Source organism: Planomonospora antibiotica (assembly GCF_014647955.1).
GTDB classification, from domain to species: Bacteria; Actinomycetota; Actinomycetes; order Streptosporangiales; family Streptosporangiaceae; genus Planomonospora; species Planomonospora parontospora.
On record NZ_BMQE01000005.1, the window covers coordinates 85,382 to 108,043 of the forward strand.

General features: G+C 75.1%; 14 protein-coding genes. 8 read left to right on the plus strand and 6 right to left on the minus strand.

Annotation, left to right across the window (positions count from 1 at the left end; translation table 11 throughout):
• Window positions 1-37: 37 nt before the first annotated feature.
• Window positions 38-1,549: an MFS transporter gene (locus IEZ06_RS06425; protein WP_307811640.1), complete on the minus strand. Its 1,512-nt coding sequence runs from the start codon at window positions 1,547-1,549 to the stop codon at window positions 38-40.
• A gap of 103 nt (window positions 1,550-1,652) precedes the next feature.
• Between IEZ06_RS06425 and IEZ06_RS06430 the strand changes: the two genes are divergently transcribed.
• The 4 genes from IEZ06_RS06430 (at window position 1,653) to IEZ06_RS06445 (ending at window position 6,016) form a co-directional block, all read left to right on the plus strand.
• Window positions 1,653-2,399, plus strand: coding sequence for a TetR/AcrR family transcriptional regulator C-terminal domain-containing protein (locus IEZ06_RS06430; protein WP_189235719.1), 747 nt, complete (start codon window positions 1,653-1,655; stop codon window positions 2,397-2,399).
• Window positions 2,400-2,447: 48 nt separating this feature from the next.
• The gene (locus IEZ06_RS06435; RefSeq protein ID WP_229797832.1) at window positions 2,448-3,806 is read left to right on the plus strand and encodes an MFS transporter; all 1,359 of its coding nucleotides are present in this window, start codon (window positions 2,448-2,450) and stop codon (window positions 3,804-3,806) included.
• Between the two features lie 120 nt (window positions 3,807-3,926).
• Window positions 3,927-4,931 carry an enolase C-terminal domain-like protein gene (locus IEZ06_RS06440; RefSeq protein WP_189235721.1) on the plus strand — a complete coding sequence of 335 codons (1,005 nt, stop codon included), beginning with the start codon at window positions 3,927-3,929 and terminating at the stop codon, window positions 4,929-4,931.
• Between the two features lie 518 nt (window positions 4,932-5,449).
• On the plus strand, window positions 5,450-6,016 hold the full coding sequence (locus IEZ06_RS06445) for a hypothetical protein (RefSeq protein ID WP_189235722.1): 567 nt from the start codon (window positions 5,450-5,452) through the stop codon (window positions 6,014-6,016).
• Between the two features lie 420 nt (window positions 6,017-6,436).
• Here the strand turns inward: IEZ06_RS06445 and IEZ06_RS06450 are convergent, their stop codons facing one another.
• Window positions 6,437-7,921, minus strand: coding sequence for an LCP family protein (locus tag IEZ06_RS06450; protein WP_229797833.1), 1,485 nt, complete (start codon window positions 7,919-7,921; stop codon window positions 6,437-6,439).
• 198 nt (window positions 7,922-8,119) lie between these two features.
• Here IEZ06_RS06450 and IEZ06_RS06455 point away from each other — a divergent pair, with 198 nt between their 5' ends.
• On the plus strand, window positions 8,120-9,001 hold the full coding sequence (locus tag IEZ06_RS06455; RefSeq protein WP_189235723.1) for a crotonase/enoyl-CoA hydratase family protein: 882 nt from the start codon (window positions 8,120-8,122) through the stop codon (window positions 8,999-9,001).
• A gap of 5 nt (window positions 9,002-9,006) precedes the next feature.
• Complete coding sequence (locus IEZ06_RS06460; RefSeq protein ID WP_189235724.1) at window positions 9,007-9,945, plus strand: alpha/beta hydrolase; 939 nt, start codon at window positions 9,007-9,009, stop codon at window positions 9,943-9,945.
• A gap of 123 nt (window positions 9,946-10,068) precedes the next feature.
• Here the strand turns inward: IEZ06_RS06460 and IEZ06_RS06465 are convergent, their stop codons facing one another.
• Entirely contained in the window at window positions 10,069-11,586 is a 1,518-nt protein-coding gene (locus tag IEZ06_RS06465; RefSeq protein WP_189235725.1) for an alpha/beta hydrolase family protein, read from the minus strand.
• Window positions 11,587-11,743: 157 nt separating this feature from the next.
• Here IEZ06_RS06465 and IEZ06_RS06470 point away from each other — a divergent pair, with 157 nt between their 5' ends.
• Window positions 11,744-12,871, plus strand: a complete 1,128-nt coding sequence (locus IEZ06_RS06470; RefSeq protein ID WP_189235726.1) for an exonuclease SbcCD subunit D — start codon at window positions 11,744-11,746, stop codon at window positions 12,869-12,871.
• Window positions 12,872-16,663, plus strand: coding sequence for an AAA family ATPase (locus IEZ06_RS06475; protein WP_189235727.1), 3,792 nt, complete (start codon window positions 12,872-12,874; stop codon window positions 16,661-16,663).
• A gap of 99 nt (window positions 16,664-16,762) precedes the next feature.
• Here IEZ06_RS06475 and IEZ06_RS06480 read toward each other — a convergent pair whose 3' ends face one another.
• From IEZ06_RS06480 to IEZ06_RS06490, 3 genes are read right to left on the minus strand one after another with little or no spacing between them, the layout of a single operon-like run.
• On the minus strand, window positions 16,763-19,894 hold the full coding sequence (locus tag IEZ06_RS06480; RefSeq protein ID WP_229797834.1) for a coiled-coil domain-containing protein: 3,132 nt from the start codon (window positions 19,892-19,894) through the stop codon (window positions 16,763-16,765).
• 42 nt (window positions 19,895-19,936) lie between these two features.
• Window positions 19,937-21,265, minus strand: coding sequence for a hypothetical protein (locus IEZ06_RS36140; RefSeq protein ID WP_229797835.1), 1,329 nt, complete (start codon window positions 21,263-21,265; stop codon window positions 19,937-19,939).
• Window positions 21,255-22,472: a hypothetical protein gene (locus IEZ06_RS06490; RefSeq protein WP_189235728.1), complete on the minus strand. Its 1,218-nt coding sequence runs from the start codon at window positions 22,470-22,472 to the stop codon at window positions 21,255-21,257. Before IEZ06_RS06490 ends, IEZ06_RS36140 begins: the two co-directional genes overlap by 11 nt.
• Window positions 22,473-22,662 lie beyond the last annotated feature (190 nt).

Genomic DNA, 22,662 nt, shown 5'->3' on the forward strand with positions numbered 1-22,662 from the left:
GCCCGGCAGGAGGCCCCGCGCCCGGCCGCCGGGACGCTCAGTGCCCGCCGCCGCCCTCCTCCTCGGGACGGGCCCGGAGCGGGAGCACGAAGGCCGCGGCGAAGGCGACGGCGACCATGCCGCCGCAGACCCAGAGCGTGATCCGCATCGCCTCGGGGAAGGCCCGGCCGCCCTCCAGCAGGCCGAAGAAGAGCGTGCCGACCGCGGCGGCGCCGAGCGCACCGCCGAGCTGCTGGACGGCGGTGAGCGTGCCGCTGGCGGAGCCGGACTCGTGCGGCTCCACACCGGCCAGCACGATGTCGAAGAACGGCGCCATGACCATGCTCATGCCGGCGCCGGTGACGAGCAGGGCCGGGGTGAGCTGCCACGGCGTGACGCCCGTGCCGGCCAGGTCGAGGGTGACGGCGACGCCGGCCAGGCCCGCGACCATCACGACGGCGCCCAGGTGGATCAGCCGCCGGCCCGCCTTCTGCGCCAGGCCGGCGGCGTTGACGGCGATGAAGCCGAGCACGGTCCCGACGGCGCTGGGCAGGTTCGCCAGGCCCGCCTGCAGCGGGTCGTAGCCCAGGCCCAGCTGGAAGTACAGGCCGAGCACCATCGAGAAGCCGACCAGCGCGGTGAAGAAGACCAGGCCGGTGATCAGGCCGCCGGTGAAGGCGCGTTTGCGGAACAGGCCCGTCTCGAGCAGCGGGTCGCCGCCCGCGCGCCGCTTGCGGGCCTGGTGGCGGGCGAAGACCGCGAGCACCGCGGCCGAGGCGGCCATGGAGGCGAGGGTCCAGGCGGGCCAGCCGAGGTCGCGTCCCTGCACCAGGGGGTAGACCAGCAGGAAGGCGGCGGCGGAGATCAGCCCCATGCCGGTGAGGTCCAGCCGGGAGGCGCGCTCGCCGCGGGACTCGGGCAGCATGGTGACGGCTCCGGCGACGGCGAGCAGGCCGAGCGGGAGGTTGATCAGGAAGATCATGCGCCAGCCGGTGCCGAACAGGTCTGCGTCGACCAGCCAGCCCGCGAGCACCGGGCCGCCGACCATGGACAGGCCCATGACCGGGCCGAAGGCGCCGAACGCGGCGGCCATCTCCTTCGGCGGGAACATCTCCTTGATCATGCCCAGGCCCTGCGGGAGCATCACCGCGCCGAACAGCCCCTGCAGGATCCGCGCGCCGGTCAGCATCTCGGGGGAGAGGGCCAGACCGCACAGGAGCGAGCCGGCGGTGAAGCCCAGGGCGCCGACCACGAACATGCGCCTGCGGCCGTAGATGTCGCCGAGGCGCCCGCCGGTGATCAGTCCGACGGCCATCGCCATGGTGTAGCCGGCGCCGAGCCACTGGATCACGCTGGTCGATCCGCCCAGGTCGGCGCGGATCGACGGGGCCGCGATGTTGGTGATCACGGAGTCGACCAGGTCCATGACCTCGACGAGGAGGATCACGAAGAGGGCGGGCCAGCGCCATCGGTAGGGCTCGACGGCGGTCTCGGGGCCGGTGGTGGCGGGGCGGGTCATGGGGATCCCTTCGGAGGGGGCGTGCGGCAGTTTGCGAACACCGTTCGTCATGTACGAACGCTGTTATATAGACGAACACTGTTCGCGTCAAGTACGGTGTTCGTCATCGGTACGGCGTTCGCCGACCGGAAATCCAGCGGGGTAGCATCGCCGCGTGACCGACATCCCAGCCCCGCCCTGGCGCAAGACCCGCGCCCCCAGCGCTCCCCGCACCGCGCTGAGCAGGGAGCTCATCGTCTCCACCGGCCTGCGGGTCGTCGACGCCGAAGGGCTGGAGGCACTGAGCATGCGCCGGGTCGCCCAGGAGCTGGGCACCGGTCCCGCCTCGCTCTACGCCCACGTGGCGAACAAGGAGGAGCTGCTCGACCTGATCTACGACCGGGTCATGGCCGAGATCCACGTCCCCGAACCCGATCCGGAGCGCTGGCTGGAGCAGCTCAGGGACATGGTCATGGACGCGTTCCGGGTCTTCAGCTCGCACGCCGACATCGCCCGGGTGGGACTGGCCAACATCCCGACCAGTCCCAACGCGCTGCGCATCGCCGAGGGACAGCTGGCCATCATGCTCGCCGGCGGCGTGCCGCCGCGGATCGCCGCCCTGATGCTCGACCGGTTCGGCATCTACATCTGCGCCGACGCCTACGAGAGCGCGCTCTACCTCAACCGGCAGCGCGGCAGCGACAAGGACGTCGAGTCCTTCCTGGAGGAGACGTTCGGGCAGATCAAGACCTTCTACCGGAACCTGCCCGCCGACCGCTTCCCCCGCCTCACCGCCCATGTCGACGCGCTGACCGGTCCGGACGGGGACGAGCGGTTCGAGTTCGGCCTCGACCTGATGCTGCGCGGCCTGGCCTCCTACGTCCGGGACGCCGGCGCCGGGGGTCCTACGTCCAAGGACTGACCCGCCCGGCCGATGCGCCCGCCGGAGCGGCGGCCGTACGGTCCGATCATGACGATGACGGTTCTGGAACCTCCCCTGGGCATATTCGCGCGGCGCCACCGCGCGGTGACGATCGGCATGGTGGCCCTGATCGTGCTGGTCGCCTTCGAGGCGCTGGCGGTGGCGACCGCGATGCCGGTGGTCGGGCGCGAGCTCGACGGGCTGGGCCTGTACGCGCTGGCCTTCAGCGGGGCGCTGGCCGCAGGGATGACCGCCACCGTGCTGGGCGGGCGGTGGGGCGACCTGCGCGGGCCGGTGGTCCCGCTCTGGACAGGTGTGGCGGCCTTCGTGGCGGGACTCCTGGTGGCCGGTACGGCGCCCACCATGGACGTGTTCGTGCTGGGCCGGTTCGTGCAGGGCTTCGGCGGAGGGCTCTTCCAGGTCGCGCTGTACGTGCTGGTCTCCCGGGTCTACCCGGCCGAGACGCATCCGAAGGTCTTCTCGGTCTTCGCCGGGGCCTGGGTGGTGCCCTCCATGGTCGGGCCGGCGATCACCGGCGTGGTGGTCGAGCAACTCGGCTGGCGCTGGGTCTTCCTGGGGGTGCCGCTGCTGGTCGCCCCCGCCGCGCTGCTGCTCTGGCGCGGCCTGGCCGCCGTCCCGCCCGGTGAGCACCCCGCACCCGCCGGGCCCGGGAAGCGGACGCCGATCGCCCGGAGGTTCGGCTGGGCGGTGCTGGCGGCCGCGGGCGCGGCGCTCACGCAGTACGGCGGGGCGGCGCGCGGGGCGGGCGTGATCCTGCTGGCGGCCGGCCTGGCGGCGCTGGTCCCGGCCCTGGTCCGGCTGCTCCCGCCGGGCACGCTGCGCGCCGGGCGCGGCCTGCCCACGGTGATCGTGCTGCGCGGGATCGCGGCCGGCACCGTCTTCGGGGGCGAGGTGTACCTGCCGCTCATGCTCACCCAGGAGCGCGGTCTCTCCCCGGCCGCGGCGGGCATGGTGCTCACCGGCGGCGCGCTCGCCTGGTCGCTCGCCTCGTGGATCGTCGGGCGCAGGCCGTACGACCGGGTCCTGATCCTGCGGACCGGCCCGCTGCTGATCGCGGCGGGGCTGCTGATGACGGCCCTGACCGTGTTCCCGGACGTCCCGGTCGCCTTCGCCTTCGCCGGGGAGATCGTCATGGGTCTCGGGATCGGCAGCGTGTACCCCACGCTCTCGGTGCTCGTCCTGGAGCTGTCCGCGCCGGGCGAGGAGGGCGAGAACAGCGCCTCGATGGGCGTCGGGGAGTCGGCGTTCACGGTGATGACGGTCGCCGCGGTGGGCGCCGTCGTCGCGGCCTTCGGCGCGGCGGGTCCCGTCTACCTGGCCTGCTTCGTGCTGACCGCGCTGATGGCGGTCACCGGCACGCTCGTCGCGGGCCGGGTCCGGGCCTGACGGAGGCATGCCGGCGGCATGGCACCATGGGAAGAACGTGCCTCTTCCTCACGTTGAAGGGTGGGTCCCGCCCCCGGGCGGGATTCGCGTTTACGGGCACGGGGAGACCAAGGGGAGTTCATGCCACGGGTGTGCGAGCTGGAGGTGTACCGGCTGGTCCTGCCGTACGGCAGGCGGCCGGAGAGCGTCCTCGTCCGGCTCACCGACTACGGGGGCATGACCGGCTGGGGAGAGGTCGTCGATCCCGGCCCCGGGACCTGGCCGGTCCTGGTGGAGCGGCTGGCCAGGGAACTGGTCGGCGTCGACTGGGAGCACCCGGACGAGCTCGGCGAGATCCCCGGCGGCCCGGCCGCCGACATGGCCTGCTGGGACCTGTGGGCCCGGATGCGCGGCGTCCCGCTCGCCCACGCCCTCGGCGGCAGCCGCACCTCGCTGACGGCCACCGTCAGGATCGGCGCCGAGCGCAACCTGGAGAGCCTGGTCGCCCGGGTCAACCGGCACGTCTGCGCCGGATACGCGCACATCACCATGGACGTCCACCCCGGCTGGGACATCGAGCCGCTGCGCGCCGTCCGCCAGGCCTACCCGGCGCTGGGCATCGGTCTGGACGCCCGCTCCGCCTACACCGACGTCGACGCCCTCGAGGCGCTGGACGCCTACGCGCCCTCCGTCATCGAGCGCCCGTTCACCAACCTGTCGGACCACGCCGACCTGCAGGAGCGCGTCGCCGCGCCGGTGCTGCTGGAGGTGTCGTCGGAGCGGGAGCTGGACGAGGCGATCGCCGCGGGCGCGGGCCGCGCGCTGCTGATCCGCCCCGCCGTGCTGGGCTCCCTGCGGGGCGTGCGGCGAGTGCACGACGGCGCCGTGGCGGCCGGCTGGGAGATCGCCTGCGCCGGAGGCCAGGGCACGGGCCTGGCCAGGGCGGCCACCGTCGCCGCGGCCAGCCTGCCCGGGTGCAGCCTCCCCTGCGACGTGGCCGAACCGCCGCGCAGCGCCCAGATCGTCACCCCGCCGGTCGGCGCCTCCGGCGGGGTCGTGGCCGTCCCGCTGACCCAGCCCGGCCTGGGGCACACCATCGACGAGGAACGCGTCCGCCGCCTGGCCAAGCAGTCCCACCGCGTCTGAACGGCGGGCTCGTGCTCTGCGTGGCGGCTCGGGCCGGTTCGTAGCGACCGGTGCGCGTTTCGGTGGTTCGGCCGGGTCCGGTGCTGTGTGGTGGCCGGTGCGGGTGTGCACGGGGGCGGGCCGGTGGTCCTGGCGGCCGTCGCAGCTGGGCTCTGGTGGTTTCCGGCCTCCGGCCTGGACTCGGGCGCGCGGGGTGCGGTGCTTTATACGCCGCCAGGACCACCGGCCCGCCCCCGTGCCCGGCTGCTGCGCCGTACCGATGCGGGCCGTAGCGTCTCGCTCTCCGGCCGCCCGGTGTGCTCACCGCCGCTGAAGCGATTCGTCCGGGACCGTTCAGGGCGTGGCCGCCGTAGCTGAAGCCATCGTGGCGGAAAGGAGCTCAGGGCCGGGCACCGCAGGACCTGAGAGCTCTGGGAAACCGAGCCGGTGTTCACCGCGGGATGGACCCCGGCCCTCGATCGAGCCGTACGGCACGGCGACGACCGTAAACCGGTTGGAAGGTGGATCGAGTGCGTGGCATGGGCGGAAGCAAGGGCGCCAAGGAGCTGGAGCGGGCCCTACGGGCGGGTGAGCCGGTTGGAGTGAGGCGGGCGATCCGCGGCACCGCGCGGCTGGACGGCTACGTCGTGGGTGTCGGCAGGAAATGGGCGCTGCTGCACATCGTCTGCGATCAGATCCGCCTCGACGGGTACTCGGCCGTCCGGATCCGTGATGTGGAGCATGTGACATCCTCGGGTTGGCCGGGAGCCGACTTCGTCCACCGGGCGCTGTCGTCGCGCGGTGACAGGCCCGCTCCTCTGCCGGATGTCGATCTCGACTCCACCGCCCGGTTGATCGAGACCATGGCCGAGGCGTTCCCTATGCTGGGTCTGACGTTCGAGGAGATCGACCCCGATGCTCTCTTCATCGGCCGTGCGCGCGGGATCACGTCGAAGAAGAGGGTCCGCCTTCAGCAGATCAGCTCCCGGGCCGTCTGGGACACCTCCTACACCATGTGCGGGATCCGCGATATCACCAGGTTCGACGCCGGTGACGGATACATGGAGGCACTGCATCTGGTCGGAGGAGATCCACCCGGCTCGTGAACCGCACCCTGCGGCGCCCGGCCCTGAGCTCCTTTCCGCCACGATGGCTTCAGCTACGGCGGCCACGCCCTGAACCAGGCCGGTGCGGATCGCTTCAGCGGCGGTGAGCACACCGGGCGGCCGGAGAGCGAGACGCTACGGCCCGCATCGGTACGGCGCAGCAGCCGGGCACGGGGGCGGGCCGGTGGTCCTGGCGGCGTATAAAGCACCGCACCCCGCGCGCCCGAGCCCAGGCCGGAGGCCGGAAACCACCAGAGCCCAGCTGCGACGGCCGCCAGGACCACCGGCCCGCCCCCGTGCACACCCGCACCGGCCACCACACAGCACCGGACCCGGCCGAACCACCGCCACCACACAGCACCGGACCCGGCCGAACCACCGCCACCACACAGCACCGGACCCGGACCCGGCCACGGCCGTTCAGCCGCAGCCGTCGGTGATGCCCTTGGGCGCGGTGGGGTCCGCCGGCTTGGCGGTCGGCTTCGCGGTGGTCTTGACGGGCGCGGAGGCGCTCGGCGTGACGGCCGGGGTGGCGGGCAGAGTGACGGCAGGCGTGGCGGCAGGCGTGGTGGCGGGGGTGGCGGCCGGCCTGGGAGCGGCGGCCGAGGCCCGGATGGCCTTGGCGGTGACCGTGCGGATCCTGGCCCAGTCGGGGTAACCGGTGTTGATCAGCGGCGGCACGAACTGCACGCTGGTCACCCTGGCGCCCTTGACCTTCAGCGCCAGCGGGACCAGGTGCTCCAGCATCGGGCGCGGGATGTCGGTCCTGATCAGCTCCCTGGTGGCCAGCGCCACCTGGTTGAACCGGGCCAGCACGGTCGCCGGGTCGGCCTGCTGCAGAATGGCGCCGAGCACGCAGCGCTGGCGGCCCATCCGGCTGAAGTCGTCGCTGTAGGTGCGCGAGCGGGCGAACCACATCGCGTCGGCGCCCCCGAGCCTGCGCCTGCCCGCCTTGACCACGCCCTCGTTGTACTTGCCGAACACCACGTCGTGCGGCACGGTGATCGTCACACCGCCGAGCGCGTCGATGAGACGGGCGAAGCCCCACATGTTCACCAGGGCGTACCAGTCGATCTTCAACCCGAGCGTGTAGCCGACGGTGTCGATCAGGACCTGGGCGCCCTGCTCCTTCCGGCCGCCGAAGATCTCCGGGTGGGCGTCGGCGTACTCCCAGACCGCGAACAGCAGGTCCTCGCGCCCGCCTCCGGGCCCGGTCGGGAGGCGGAAGCCGTTCGGGAACCGCCTGGCCATCGGGCTGCCCGGCACGAAGCGGACGTTCTCCAGATTGCGCGGGAGGCTGAACAGCACGGTGTTGCCGGTGCGCACGTCGACGCTGGCCACGTTGATGCTGTCGGTGCGCACCCCGGGCCGGTGGTCGTCGGCGTCGCCGCCGAGCAGCAGGATGTTCACCCGGCTGCGGCCCGCCCACGGGTCCTGCTCGCGCCCGGCGGGAAACGTCGCGGCCGGGGAGGAGAAGACACCCTCGATCGCGGTCTGGGAGACCGCGGCGTACTGGCCGACGAACCCGAACGGCAGCAGCACGGCCACCGCGAGCACGCCGGCGACCGTCCCGGCGGCGGCCTGCCCCGTGGCGGGCAGCGTGCCGGGGTTGAGCACCATGAAGGAGTGCACGACCAGGGCGAACCAGGCGACCCCCAGGGCGAGCGAGGCCACGGTGACGCCCGTCAGCCAGGACGACGCCAGCAGCTGCCCGGCGAGGCTGCCGAGGTCGGAGGTGAGGCCGACCCAGAGCAGGGCGAGCAGCAGCGCGGCGTACAGCGAGAGCAGCACCAGCCCGGTCCGGCGCCAGCCCGCGCGCAGGTGCGCGGCCCCCGGTGCGATGACCGACAGCGCCGTCCATCCGATGACCGCGCCGATCCCGGGCGGTTTTGATCTGTCCCGCACCTGCTCCCCGTTTCCCGCGCTCCCCGCACTTCCCAGTGCGCTTCCCGCGCCCCGCGCCCGCGTCCGAGGGCTCGTGCACTCGTGCGCCGCACAGGAGATGGTAGGCGGAAGGGCAGGTCGAGCAGGCGAAGAGCGCGTGAACGCATCAGAAAAACATCCCGATTAATCCAGACATTTGAACTGGAATAAGATTCGGTCATGTCTTTCACTGAGATCCAGTACGGCGTGGCCGACGGTGTGGCCACCATCACGCTCGACCGCCCGGAGCGCCTCAACGCCTTCACCTACGTGATGCGCGCCGAGCTGATCGAGGCCTTCGACCGCGCGGACGCCGACGACGAGGTGCGCGCCGTGGTCGTCACCGGGCAGGGCCGGGCCTTCTGCGCCGGGGCCGACCTCGGCGGCGGCGGCGACACCTTCAACCACCGCAGGACCGGCGAGATGTTCGGCGGCGCCGACACCGTCGACGGCTCGCCGCGCGACGGCGGCGGCACGGTCGCCCTGCGCATCGCCCGCTCGCTCAAGCCGGTCATCGGCGCGATCAACGGCCCCGCCGTCGGCGTCGGGGTGACCATGACGCTCCCCATGGACGTCCGGCTCGCCTCCGACACCGCGAAGTTCGGCTTCGTCTTCGCCCGCCGCGGCATCGTGACCGAGGCCGCCTCCAGCTGGTTCCTGCCCCGGATCGTCGGCATCTCCCAGGCGATGGAGTGGGCCGCGACCGGCCGGGTCTTCCCCGCCTCCGAAGCGCTCGAAGGCCGCCTGGTCTCCCGGGTCCTGGCCCCCGCCGAGCTGCTCCCGGCCGCCTACGCGCTCGCCCGCGAGATCGCCGGCAACACCTCCGCCGTCTCGGTGGCCGCCATCCGCCGGCTCATGTGGTCGGGCCTGTCGGCCGCCTCCCCGTGGGAGGCGCACCGCGCCGACTCGATCCTGATGAACGTCCTCGGCGCCGCCCCGGACGCGGCCGAGGGTGTCACGTCCTTCCTGGAGAAGCGCCCGGCGGACTTCCCGATGAAGGTCAGCCGCGATCTTCCGGACGCCGTTCCCGCCTGGCCCGCCAACCCGTACGAAATATCCTGAAGCGCATGCACGACGTTCTCGGCCCCGACTACGAGCTCACGGTCCTGCCCATGCCGGACGACTACGAGGGCGAGGTCGTCGCCTCCCTCGTACGGCGCCGCGCCGCGGACCCCGCCGGCAGGGCCGTGCTCTACCTGCACGGCTTCACCGACTACTTCTTCCAGACCCACCTGGCCGAGCACTTCGCCGCCCAGGGGATCGACTTCTACGGCCTGGACCTGCGCAAGTACGGCCGCTCGCTGCTGCCGCACCAGACCCGCGGGTTCGTGCGCAGCGTCACCGAGTACTTCCCGGAGATCGACGAGGCGGTCCGGATCATCCGGGTCGAGCACGGCCACCAGGAGGTGATCCTCAACGCCCACTCCACCGGCGGGCTCGTCGCCGCGCTCTGGGCCGACCGGGTCAGGGGCCGGGGGCTGGTCCAGAACCTGGTGCTCAACAGCCCCTTCCTCGACCTCAACGTCCCCGGCCACCTGCGCCTGGCCGCCGACGTGCTGCACCTGCCGCTCTCCCGCCTGCCCGCCCGCGCCGTACTGCCCCTCGGGCTGTCCACCGCGTACGGCACCAGCCTGCACCGCGAGCACCACGGCGAGTGGGAGTTCGACCTGGAGTGGAAGCCGGTCGGCGGGTTCCCGGTGCACGCCGCCTGGCTGGCGGCGATCCGCCGCGCCCAGAGACGGCTCCACGGCGGCCTGCGCGTGGACGTGCCGGTCCTGGTGCTCTGCGCGGAGAAGGGCCTGCGGCTGCGCGACTTCGCCCCCGAGGCGCAGGGCGCCGACACCGTGCTCGACCCCGAGCAGATCGCCCGCTGGTCGACCAGGATCGGCGGCCACGTCACCTGCGTCCGCGTGCCCGGCGGCATGCACGACCTGGTGCTGTCGCCCGCGCCCGCGCGCGAGCGGGTCTTCGCCGAGATGGACCGCTGGCTGGCCTGCTACCGCTGAGCGGGCCGCGCCCCCGGCGGCCGGTCCCGATGTCCACCGGTCCCCGCGGGGACCGGTGTCCGTCGGGACCGGCCGCCAGGAGGACGCCCTGGCAGGCGGGAAGGACGGCCCCAGGGGGAACGGTCACCAGGGGAAGGCGAACAGGCCGTAGTAGGCCGCCGCGACCAGCAGCAGCCCGGTGCTGCCCAGGACGCCGGCGATCGCGACGTGCTGCGGGCGGCTGGGCTGCCAGCCCTCCCGCAGCGCCGAGACGACGGCGGCGGTGGCCGTCACCTCCTGCAGCAGCATCAGCACGGCCAGCCCCCGGATGACCAGCCAGCCGGCGAGGACCGCGGGCCAGGCCCCCGCCTGGTTGACCGAGAACAGCACCAGCAGCGTGATGAAGGCCAGCACCGAGGCGAGGAGCCCCGCCCCCGTCCACGCCATCCGGCGGAACCGGCGCCGGATGGGCGGCCAGAGCCGGGCGTTGGCCTCGGCCCGGGGACGGCTGCCGCGCAGCCGCACCACCACCGCGGCGACCGGGCCGGCCACGTAGCCGACGGCGGCCAGGCAGAGCGTGAGCCCCAGGACCGTGCCCCCGGCGTACCACGGCGCGGCCGGGACGTCACTGGCCTCGTAGCGCTGGACCGGGGTGGCGCCGGCGATGCGCGGAGAGGGCGACGAGGCGCGCGACGCCGCCGCGGGATCCGCCGTGCCGGGCAGGCCCCTGACCCAGTTGGCGAGCGTCTCCAGGTAGCCGGGGGCGAACGGGCCGCCGTGCACCCGCATGCCGTGGTCGGCCCCCTCCAGGTAGCGGATCGTGTAGGCGTCGTTGCCGCCCTCGGCGAGCGCGCGGGTGAGGGTCTGGCTGCTCTCCACGAACGGGATCGACGGATCGCGCGTGCCGTACAGGGCCAGCACCGGCCGGCGGGTCCCGCGCAGCGCCGGCACGCCGTCGTGGCGCAGGAAGTTCATGTCCACCGCGGACATCGCCCGGATGAGCAGCTCGCGCACCCCGCTCGGAGCGTGCAGCCGGTCCAGCTGCTCGCCCAGCGCCCAGCTGACCTGCCGTACGGGTGAGACGTTCGGGGCGGAGACCAGTACGGCGAAGCCGACGTCGGTGCTGCGGGAGGCCGCGATCGGCACCACCCAGCTGCCCTCGCTGACCCCCCACAGTCCGGTGCGGGCCGGGTCCACGTCGGCGCGCCCGCGCAGCTGGGCCAGCATGCGCAGCGCGTCGTCGGCGAGCAGGCCGAAGTCGCGGTGGCGGAAGTCGTAGCCGACGGTCCGCTTGTCGTAGACGAGCGTGACGATCCCGGCCCTGGCCAGCCACTCGGCCTGCGTGTCGAACTCGCTCCGCACGCCCGGCCCCGCCCCCTGCACGAAGACCAGCGCGGGATGCCGGCCCGGGGTGAGCGGCGCGCGGATCGTCGCCTCCAGGGTGGTGCCCGCGGCCGGGACGGTGACCTCCCGTACGGAGATGGGCGCCGTCGCGGAGACGGGCCGCAGCTCGCGGGCGGGCTGCGGCGGGAGCGTGCGGAAGACCGGGTCCACCGTCAGCGGCGACGGGTCGAACGGCGGGGGCAGGGTGTAACCCACCGTCGCCAGGGCCGCCATGATCACGCCGGCGGCCACGCCCAACACGCCCCGGCCCACGCGCATGCCGCTCCGCTCCCCGATGGCCGTCCGTCCGAGTCTCCGTCTTCGATCTTCAACCCTACCCAGAGTGGAGGAAGCGTGGGTATCCAGTGGATATCGATGAGACCGGCGAGGTGAGAGTGGCGGCATATGTCGCTGAGTCCTGTTAGCTTCAGGCGTCATGCGGGTGCTGCACACATCGGACTGGCACCTGGGCCGTTCGTTCCACCGGGAGAGCCTCCTGGCGGCCCAGGGGGTCTTCGTCGACCATCTGATCGAGACGGTCAGGGCCGAACGGGTCGAGGCGGTCGTCGTCTCGGGCGACGTCTACGACCGGGCGCTGCCGTCGGTCGACGCGGTCGACCTGTGCAACGAGGCGCTGCGGCGGCTGGTCGCCGAGGGCGTGCGGACCGTGCTGATCAGCGGCAACCACGACTCCGCGCGCCGCCTCGGCTTCGGGGCCGACCTGATCGACGCCTCGGGCGTGCACCTGCGCACCGACCCGGCCCGGGTCGGCACGCCCGTGCTCGTCGGCGACGTGGCGTTCTACGGCATCCCCTACCTGGAGCCCGAGCTGGTCCGCGGCCCCTGGGAGCTGCCCGAGCGCACCCACACCGCGGCGATCGGGCACGCCATGTCCCTCGTCCGGGCCGACCTCGCGCGCCGCGGCACCCGGTCGGTGGTGCTGGCCCACGCGTTCGTGACCGGGGGCCGGGCCAGCGACAGCGAGCGCGACATCAGCGTCGGCGGCGTCGCGCACGTCCCGGTCTCGGCCTTCGAGGGCGTCGACTACACGGCCCTCGGCCACCTGCACGGCCGCCAGCGGATGAGCGAGACCGTGCGCTACTCCGGTTCCCCGATCGCCTACTCCTTCTCCGAAATCGGTCAGGTCAAGGGCTCCTGGCTGGTGGACATCGGCCCGGACGGGTTCGCCGGCGCCGAGTTCGCCGAGGCGCCGGTGCCCCGCAGGCTCGGCCGCCTCGAAGGCCGCCTCGACGACCTGCTCGCCTCGGACGCCCACGCCGACCACGAGGACCGCTGGCTCCAGGTGGTGCTGACCGACCCCGTCCGGCCGAAGGGCGCCATGGAGCGCCTGCGCACCCGCTTCCCGCACGCGCTCACGCTCTCCTTCGAGCCCGAGGGCGGGCAGCCGGAGAGCGATGCCCGGCCCCGGCTGGCCGGTCGCCCCGAGATCGAGGTGGTGCTCGACTTCGTCCGCGAGGTGCGCGGTGAGGCCGCCGACGACGAGGAGACCCGGCTGCTCCGGCAGGCCGTCGAGGAGTCCCGCGCCAAGGAGGCGATGGCGTAGATGCGCCCCCACCGTCTGCAGATAACCGCCTTCGGCTCGTTCCCGGGCGAGGAGGAGGTCGATTTCGACTCCCTGGCCGAGGCCGGGCTGTTCCTGATCCACGGCTCCACCGGCGCGGGCAAGACCACCGTGCTGGACGCGCTCTGCTTCGCCCTGTACGGCCAGGTGCCCGGCCAGCGCAACAGCGCCCGCAGCCTGCGCTGCGACCACGCCCCGCCCGGTCGGGGCCCGCGCGTCGTCCTGGAGGTCACCATCCGGGGCCGCCGGCTGCGCGTCACCCGCTCGCCCGCCTGGCAGCGGCCCAAGCAGCGCGGCACCGGCACCACCCTGGAGCAGGCCAAGGTCCTGCTGGAGGAACTCGCGCCCTCGGGCGAGTGGACCGGCCTGACGACCCGGATGGACGAGGCGGGCGACCTCATCGGCGGCCTGCTCGGCATGAACCTGGCCCAGTTCTGCCAGGTCGCGATGTTGCCGCAGGGGGACTTCGCGCACTTCCTGCGCGCCGACGGCGAGGAGCGCCGCCGGGTCCTGGAGCGGCTCTTCTCGGTGAAGGTCTACGCCGCCGCCGAGTCCTGGCTCGCCGACCGGCGGACCGAGGCCTTCCGCGACCAGCAGGCCCTGCGCCGGGAGGTCGACTCCGTCGTCAACCGCGTCGAGGAGGCGGCGGGCCCCGGCCTCCTGACCGCCCTCGCCGCGCCTGCGGCCTGCGCGGCGTCCCCGGAGCCGGAGGCGGAGGCCCTGACGGCGCTGCCGGGGGTGGAGGCGGACGCCCCGGCGGCGCTCCCGGAGCCGGAGGCCGGGGTCCTCGCGGTGCTTCCGGGGATGGAGGTTCCGGAACCCGCGGCTGCTCCGGAGCCGGCGGTCGCTGCGGAGCACACCGCGGAGGCGCGGGACGTGGCCGCCTGGATGGAGGACGATCCGCTGGGCTGGGCCGGGGCGCTGGCCGGCCTCGCGGAGGGGGCGGCCGCGCGGGCGGCCGCCGAATGCGCCCGGAGCGAGAAGGCGGCGCTGGAGGCACGCCGGCTGCTGGAGGACGGTGTCGCGCTCGCCGACCGGCGGCGGCGGCACGCCGAGGCCCTCACCCGGAGCCGGGCGCTGCAGGAGAGCGCCGAGGAACGGGCCGACCTGGAGGCCATCCTGGCCGAGGCGGCCAGGGCCGACCGGGTGCTCCCGCTGATCCGGGAGGTCGAGCAGCGCACCGAGGCCGCCGCCAAGGCCCGCAGTCTGGCCGCCGACGCGCTCAACCGCGCCACCCCCCTCCTGGACCGGGACCTCCTGCACGGCGGGGCCCGGCCGGCGGGGCCCGGCCGGCTGACCGCGCTGGAGCGCGAGCGGCTGGACGAGATCACCCGGCTGGGGGAACTGCGCGCCGAGGAGCCGAGGCTGGCCGCGCTGCTCGAGGAGCGCGGCCGGGTGGAGGCGGAGGTCGCCCGCTTGAGCGGCGAGCAGACCGCCGCCGACACGCGGCTGGCGGTCCTCCCCGGCCTGCGTGCCGAGGTGGAGGCCCGTCTCACCGCCGCCCGCCTCGCCGAGGCCCGGCTGCCCGCCGCCGAGGAGGCCGGAGAGGCCGCCGCCCGGCTCGCGGAGCTGGAGACGGACCTCGCCCGGCTCGACGCCCGGCTGCACGACCTGGCCGGGAAGGAGGCCGCGCTCGCCGAGGCCCGGCAGGGGCTGCCCGCCGCGCTGAGCGAGGCCGCCGCCCGGCTGGCCGCCGTGCGGGCCGAGGCCGCCGGGATCCCCGCGGCCCGGGCGGCGGTCGCGGCCGCCGCCGCCGTGCTGGACGCCGTCCGGCGGCGCGACGGCCTGACGGTCCGGCTGGAGGAGGCCCGCCGGGCCCGCAGCGAGGCCGTCGACCGCGCCCAGGAGTCCCGCGACCGGCTCCAGGAGATCCGCCAGTCCCGGATCGACGGGATGGCGGCCGAGCTCGCCGCCCGGCTCGTCCCCGGCGACCCCTGCGCGGTCTGCGGCTCGCCCGACCACCCCGCCCCGGCCGCCCCCGCCGACGCGGCGCCCACGCCGGACGACGAGCGCGCGGCCGAGAGCGCCTATGAGGCGGCGCTGAGACTGCGGCAGGACGCCGAGAACGAGGTCGCCGACCTCACCTCCCGGCTGGACGAGACCCTCGCCGCCGCCGGCGGCCTCACCGCCGGGCAGGCCGGGGAGTCGCTCGCCGCGGCGGAGCGGGAGCACGCCGCCCTGGCCGGGGCCGCCGCGGGCGAACCGCGGCTGGCCGCCGAGGTGGACCGCATCACGGCCGAACTCGAGGACGTGCGGGCGCAGGCGGAGGAGATCACCGGCCTGCTGGCCGAGACCCGGGCCCGGCGGGAGAGCGCCGTGACCGAGCAGGCCCTGCTGTCCCCCCGTCTCCGCGCGGACCGGCACGGGACCGGAGACGCGCGCGAGGACGGGACCGCCGGCGAGGCGGAGGAGGTCGACGCCGGGAGCGCAGACGATACCGAGGACGCCGGCACCGGGAGCGCGGCCGGGGACGGCGCCGCCGGGCCGGTCGCCGGAGGGGAGGGCCCCGCGTCCTCTGCGGGCCGGGCGGCGCAGGCGCTCCGCCGGGCGGAGCGGACCCTGCGGGAGCTCCGGGAGTCCGCCCGGGCCGTGCCCGGCCTGGAAGCCGAGGCGGCAGGGCTGGCCGCCGAACTGGAAGGGCTGCGGGAGCGGTCGAGGGGACTGGCGGTGGCGCTGTCGGCCTGCCGTACGAACCTGGAGCGGATCACCGCGGACGCCGGCCTGCTGACCGCGCGCCTGGACGCGGCCCGGGGCGGGGACCTGACGCTGGCCGCCCGGCTGGAGCGGCTGGCCGACGAGGCCGGACTGCTCCGGGAGGCCGTGGAGGCCACCCGGCGGGAGCGGGACGCCGAGGACGAGCTGGAGGCGGCCCGGGCACGGGCCGCGGCCGGGGCCGCCGAGGCGGGCTTCGCCGGGATCGAGGACGCCCGGGCCGCGGTCCGTCCCGCGGCCGAGCAGGAGGAGAAGGCCGAGCGGCTCCGCGCGCTCGACCGGGAGCGTGCGGCCGTCGACGCCCAGCTCGCCGATCCGGAGCTGATCGCCGCGGCGGCCGAGCCCGAACCCGACCTGGCCGGGCTGAAATCCGGCCGGGACGCGGCCGACACCGTGCACGCCGCCCTGCTGTCGGCCTCGGACCGGGCCCGTCTCCGCCGCGACCGGCTGGCCGCGCTCCGCACCGAGCTGGCCGAGTGCCTGGACCGGTGGCGGCCCGCCGCCGAACGGCACCGCATCGCCGAGAGCCTCGCCGCGCTGGCCAGCGGGAACTCCGCCGACAACCAGTGGAGCATGCGGTTGTCGGCCTACGTCCTGGGCGAGCGGCTCCGCCAGGTGGTCGCCTCGGCCAACGAGCGCCTGGACCACATGTCGGGCGGGCGCTACCTCCTCCAGCACGACCTGCGCCGCGCGGCAGGGGACCGGAGCCGGTCGGGCGGCGGGCTCGGCCTGCGGATCCTGGACGGCTGGACCGGGGTGGACCGCGATCCCGCCACCCTGTCCGGCGGGGAGAGCTTCATCACCTCGCTGGCGCTGGCCCTCGGCCTGGCCGACGTGGTCACCGCCGAGGCCGGGGGAGTGGAGCTCGGCACGCTCTTCGTCGACGAGGGTTTCGGCACCCTCGACGAGGACACCCTCGACGGCGTCCTGGACATCCTGGACGGCCTGCGCGACGGAGGCCGGGCCGTCGGCATCGTCAGCCACGTCGGCGAGCTGCGCACCCGCATCCCGGCCCGCCTGCACGTCCGCAAGGAGCGCCACGGCTCGACGATCCGCCAGTAGCGGACCGGCGGGCGGGGCCCGGAGCCGCGCCGGTGGATCCCGGTGGAGGCCCGGGCCCCGCCCGCCGCGCCGCTGAGGGCGTCCGGCGGGCCCGCCGAGTCACTCCACCGGGACCGGGGGACGGCTGACGGACGACATCAGCGCCCGGACCCGCTCGGCGTGCCGGTCATGGCCGATGACCACCGGCGGCTCGTTGTACGGCATGGCGTCGGAGGAACGGCGCAGCTTGACGTACTGCCCGCAGGCGTCCACCGCGTAGGGCTCCATGTCGTCCTGGAGCGCGCCGATCACCGTGATCCCGTAGGTCTCGCCGATCCGCCGGAACAGCGCCACGGCCTCGCGCCGGTGCTCCTTGCCGAGGTTGCGGCCCAGTTCGTCCAGGACCAGGCAGAGGTGCCCGCCGCCGGAGGAGGCGATCGCCGCCGCGCAGACCAGCTTCACGGCCTTCTCGTCCATCAGCGCGGTGTTGGCCCTGCGGTTGTACGGCACGAAGGACTGCCCCTCGCCCCGGCGCCACTTGGGCGTCACCCGCCAGGCCCAGCGCTGCTCGGGGTCCGCGGGCGCGGGCGGCACCGGGAACTCCAGGGTCGCGCCGTATCCGCCGTAGGCGGTGTCCAGCTTGTCGAACTCCTCGACCACCCGGGTCAGCCGCGCCCTGATCGCCGCGGTCAGCGCCGCCCGGTGCACGGCGGTGGACTGGGCCGCCTCCTCGGCGCCCTTGGCGGCGGCGGCCAGGTCGCGCTGCCGGGTGGCGACCTGGGCCTCGATCTGGCGGCGCTGGTGCCGTTCGTACTCCTCCTGGCCGCGCAGGTAGGACGCGAGCGCCGCGCACACGCCGGGGAAGGTCGCCTGCTCCCGCGCCGTCCGGCCTGCGCCGGGCTCGGTCCGCTGCCGGATCAGGAACCGCAGTTCCTCCGGCATCTCGGCGTCCTCGCCGGGGAAGGTGTCGCGCAGCGCCTCGTCCAGGCCGCGCTCGGCGGTCCGCCACCACTCCTCGGCGGTCAGCGGGCGCTCGGCCTCGGGCAGCTCCCGCAGCCACTCGCGGGCCTGCTCGGCGGTGCCGCCCCACTCGCGGGTCAGCGCCTCCAGGCCGAGCGCCTCGCGCTCCGCCTCGACCGAGGCCGCCTGCGCCGCCGCCCGGGCCCGCTCGGCCTCGTGCCGGGCCCGCAGGCCCTCCAGCCGCTCGATCTCCATGTTCCTGGTCCGGGAGCGGAAGTCCAGCGCGCCCGCCCGCCGTTCGGCCTCCGCCACCGCCGGGGAGACCTCGGCCAGCGCCCCGGCCAGCTCGGTCAGCCGGACCCGCCGTTCGGCCAGCCGGCGCTCGACGTCGGCCAGCTGCACGGCGGCCCGGGCGCCCTCCAGCCGCCGCCCGGCCTCGGCCACCGCCTCCTCGGCGGCCCGTACGGTCCCGGCCGCCTCCTCCTGCAGGTCGCGTGCCCGGTGCAGGCGCTGCTCGGCGGCCTTGATCCGGGTCTCCCGGCCGGTGGCCACCGCCTCGAAGGCCCCCACCACGGTGACGCCCGCCGCGCTGACCAGCACCGAACCGGGCAGCGCGGACAGGGCCCGCGCCGCCGCCTCCAGGTCGGCGGCGTCGACGACGACCGCGTGCTCCTGCGGCCAGCCCCGGGCGCCGGTGACGGCGGCCGGGACCGCCCCGCCCGGCGGCACGGCGGTCCCGCTCCCCGGCGCGGCGCGCCCGTCCCCGGCCGGAACGGCTCCCCCGGGAGCACCGCCCACCGGGAGCCCTCCCGCCGGTCCGCCGTCCCGGGCGTGCTCGGCCACGTCGACCGCGTCGAGCAGGCCGGTCGCGCCCACGCCCGCCTCGGCGAGCGCCCTGAGCTGGGCGGCGGCCGGACCGCTCTCGGCGTCGTCCAGCGCGGCCCCGGCGTCCGCGACCTCGCGGTCGGCCACGCCGAGCGCCTTCAGCGCCTCACTCAGCCGGGCTCGGGCCCGGGCCAGCTCGTCCTCCGCGGCGGGCACGTCCCGGCCGTCGGCCAGCCGCCGCCGCTCCTCCAGGCCGGGGATCCGGCCGCGCAGCTCGTCCGCCGCGCTCTCCGCCACCGCACGGTCGGCGTCGAGCCGGGCCGCGCGGGCCTGCAGGGCGGCCAGCTCCGCCCGGGCCTCGGCCAGGCTCCGGTCCAGCGTGTCGTCCTTCAGCGTGGCGATCTCCGCGCGGACCGCCTCGATCTCCTCGGCCGCCCGCTCACCCGACCGGCGCAGCTCCTCCAGGTCGGCGGCGAGCGCCTCGTCCCGCAGCACCGCGTCACCGAGCCTGCGCGCCTGCCGTCCCCGCCAGCAGCGCAGCGCGTCCGCCAGCCGTACCCGGGCGCGGTCGCGCCGGTCGAAGGTCTCCAGCAGGGTCCGGGACTCGTCCTCGAACTCCTTGAGCATCTCCACGGCCCGCGCCGCCCGCACCCGCTTGGCGTGCTCGTCGCGGCGGGCCTCCCGCTCCTGGTCGAGCTCGGCGTCGAGTCCGGTCAGCGCGGCGATGGCCTCGAAGACCCGCTCGGGGGAGATCTCGTTGAGCGGTTGGGAGAGCAGGTTCGTGGCGACCTTGCTCCGCACCGAGGTGGACAGGAACGACACGCACCGCACGCGGTCGCCGTACAGGAACCTCGTCAGGTCGCGCGCGACCACGTCCCGCCGTCCCGCCGAACGCGGCAGGCCCGCCCAGATCTCGTCGGCCCGGACGACCCGCTCGGCCTCCGAGGCGGCGGCGGCCATCCGCACCCCCCGCGTCCACCGGACCTCCAGGTGCGGCGCCTCCTGGTTGACCCGCAGCCACACGGTCACCGCCTCGGGCAGCCCGGCCTCCGGGACGCGGGGGTGGTCGAAGACGCCCACGATGTAGCCGTGACCGGCGCTCGCCCACGTCCGCCCGCCGCCGCCGGCCGCGAGCTCGGCGTTGAACAGCAGCTCCGCGACCGACTTGGCGCCGGAGGCGAAACGCCACTGCTCGTCGCCGAGCAGGGCTGTGATCATCGCGATGAACGAGGACTTGCCCGCCCCGTTGGAGTCCTTCGGACCGGCCCCGGCGACCACGACGAGCGTGCCGGGAACGATCGGCACGGGGTGCGTGGACAGGCGGGAGATGTTGACCGCCTGCACGGCGATCAGCACCCGGTCGCCGACCACGTCGTGGCTCGGCTCGCCCGCCCGGACCTCCACCGGCACCAGGCTCGCCTGGCTCCCGGGTGAGTCCTTCGCCGTACGGCTCGACTGCTCGGCCAACCTCGTCGTTCCTTCCGTGTTCTGCTCTGGTGCGCCCGGCTGCTACCGGCGCCGGGCCCGTACGGCCGCCGCCAGCGGGGTGTGCGGCCCCGCGGCGAGGATCAGCTCCTCCTGCAGGCGCCGCCTGGCCGCCGGGGTCAGCCGGTGGAACTGCGGGCCCGGCACGTAGCCGCCCGCCTCCTCGCCCGACTTCACCTGGGTGACCAGCCCCGCGTGGCGCAGGGTCCGCAGCGCGGCCTCCAGCTCGCCGATGGGCAGCAGGGTGTGCCGCCGCAGCTCCTCCGCCTGGGCGGGGAAAGGCGACAGCCAGCTGTCGGCGGGCAGCAGGCCCTCGGCGCGGGGGATCGCCACCGAGTGGACCAGGACCAGCACCAGGACGGCCCGCTCGGCCTCGCCCAGGGCGGTGCCCGCCTCGGCCGCCGCGTCGTCGGCGTATCCGGAGGTCCACGTCTCCCGGCCGGAGACCAGGACCCTGCCCCGGCGCCGGAGCATCTCCGCCAGCACGCGGCGGAGCACCGGGTCGCGCAGCGCGGGGAACCGGGCCTCGTGCACCGGCTCGGCCGCGTGCTCCACCGCCATGAACGCGGCGACGACCTCCGCTCGGCGGCGCTCGTCGAACGGGGCGAGCAGGTCGTCGTCCGCGCCCTCGGGGAGGTCGAGGCTCGCGGCCGCGTCGTGGCCGGTCTCCCCGGCCACGGGCAGCACGGCCGGGACGCCCTCCTCGCCCGGGCCGGGCAGGCGCCGCACCAGCTCGCGCAGCTGCGCGTGGGAGGCGGCGGGCCAGGAGGCGCACCGGGGGCCGAGCCGTACGGCGCCGTCGGCCACCACCAGCCAGGCCGAGTCGTGCAGGCGGCGCAGGGCGCCGACGGCCCAGTTGCGCATGAGGTCGTCGGAGCGGCCGATCAGCGCCCGGTAGGCCGCCAGCACGTCGTCGACGGGCGCGGGGGTCCCCGGCCACGGGTCGGCGGTCAGGTCGCTCCAGCAGCACTTCAGGGCGGCGGCCAGCACCCGCCGGGTCTCCCCGGACCGTTCCACGGCCACCGGCGGGACCTGGTATTCGGCCAGGAGCGAGGGGGTCGTCCCGTCCGGCCAGGCGGGCAACGCCATACCGGTGCCGTCGCCGTGGCCCAGCCGCACCATGCCCGGAGGCGCGGCCTCGCCGGGGCCCAGGGGGAGAGGGCCGGTGGACCTGGCCCGGACGTGCGCGAGCGCCGCCGTCCCGGCGGCCTTCGTCCCGGCGGCCTTCGCGGCCCCGGAGATCTCGGCCGTCTCGATGGCCGCGGTGACGCCGGCGACCGCGTCGGATCCGGACGGTGAGACGGGAACAGCGGCCACGGCGGCGCCGGGCGCGCCGATGCCGTCAGGCGTCACGGCCGGTCCTCTCCAGCAGTCCGTGGGAGAGCCAGGCGGGCTCGGCTCCGGGCTCGGCGGACAGGCCGTCGGACCAGCGCAGGCGGTAGGGCGATTCGGGACGCAGATCGGCGGCGACGAGGTCGGCGAGCAGGCGGCGGACCGAGACCCACTCGCCGTCGGCGGTGAGCAGCTCCTCCAGCCGGGCCGAGGAGCGCCCGCCGAGCGCGGTCTCGGCGACCGAGGCCAGGCGGTCGAGTCCGTCGGCGCCGGGCTCGTAGGAGTCCGCCGGACCGGGGTCGGGCAGCGCGGGGCGCGGAGGGGCGGGCTGGACGGGTGCGGGACGGGGGCTCTCGTCGACCGCGCGGACGATCGCCGCCGGATCGTGCCACGGGGCGGGGGCGTCGAAGACGAAGCCGTCGAGCACCGCGGCCAGGCGCTCCTTGTCCGCCGTCTGGGCGAACGTCCGCCAGGTCTCGGCGGGCAGCAGCGTGAGGTTCCTCGTCGTGCCCGCGGAGTCGGCGAGCCGCCCGGCGGCGCGGCGGGAGGCGTCGCTGTAGGAGTAGATGGCCGCGCGCAGCTCGGTGCAGGTGCGGTCCAGGTCGGGCCAGCGGGTCAGGATCGTGGCGTGCAGGCTCTGCGCGCGCTGGGCGATCTCCTCGGTGCCCCAGAGCGTGGGCGCCTGCTCCCGGAGCTCCTCGATGGTGCCCCCGGTCAAGGTGATCAGCTCCAGGGCCCAGAGCCGGAAGGCCCGCGCCAGGTTCTGCGCGCTGACGCGCGCCTCCTCCATCGTCGTGCGCGGGTCGGTGACGTTGAGGTCCTCCAGCGCGAGGAGCCGGTGCACCTCGGACTGGCCGCCGTCGTGGAGCATGCGCCGGATGAACATCAGGCCCACCATGCTGGTGAACGACGCCCGGTAGCGGAGCTGGTGGGGCTTGGGGAAGACCTCGCGGACCGCGCCGAGGCCCTTGAGCACCCGCAGGCGGTTCTCGAACATCTCCAGCGGATGGGCCCGGCAGGCGTGCCGCATCTGCTCGTGGGTCAGCCACTCCTCCCCGGCCTCGGCGAACGCCGTGAACAAGGTCTCGGCGATGTCGACGAGAACGGGATCGTCCACCACCGCGCCGCTGTCGCGCGCGAGCGCGGCGAACATCCGGCGGTAGGTCGTGAGCACGGCCTCCTCGCTGAGGGCCGAGTCCAGGGTGATCTCGTGGTTCGTCTCTGGCACGCGCCCTACCGTAAGGCTTGCGCCCGACAATCCCGTCCTCCGTGTTCTCCGGACCCCTGCGAACCCCTATAAAACAGGACATTGTGCCTGATGGGACGGGGTGATGGCCGGAACCGGCCAGCGTCCGCCGTTCCTTCAGGTTAAATCCGGGTAACGCGGTAGTCGGCCGGTTCCACTGGGTAGCGCCGGG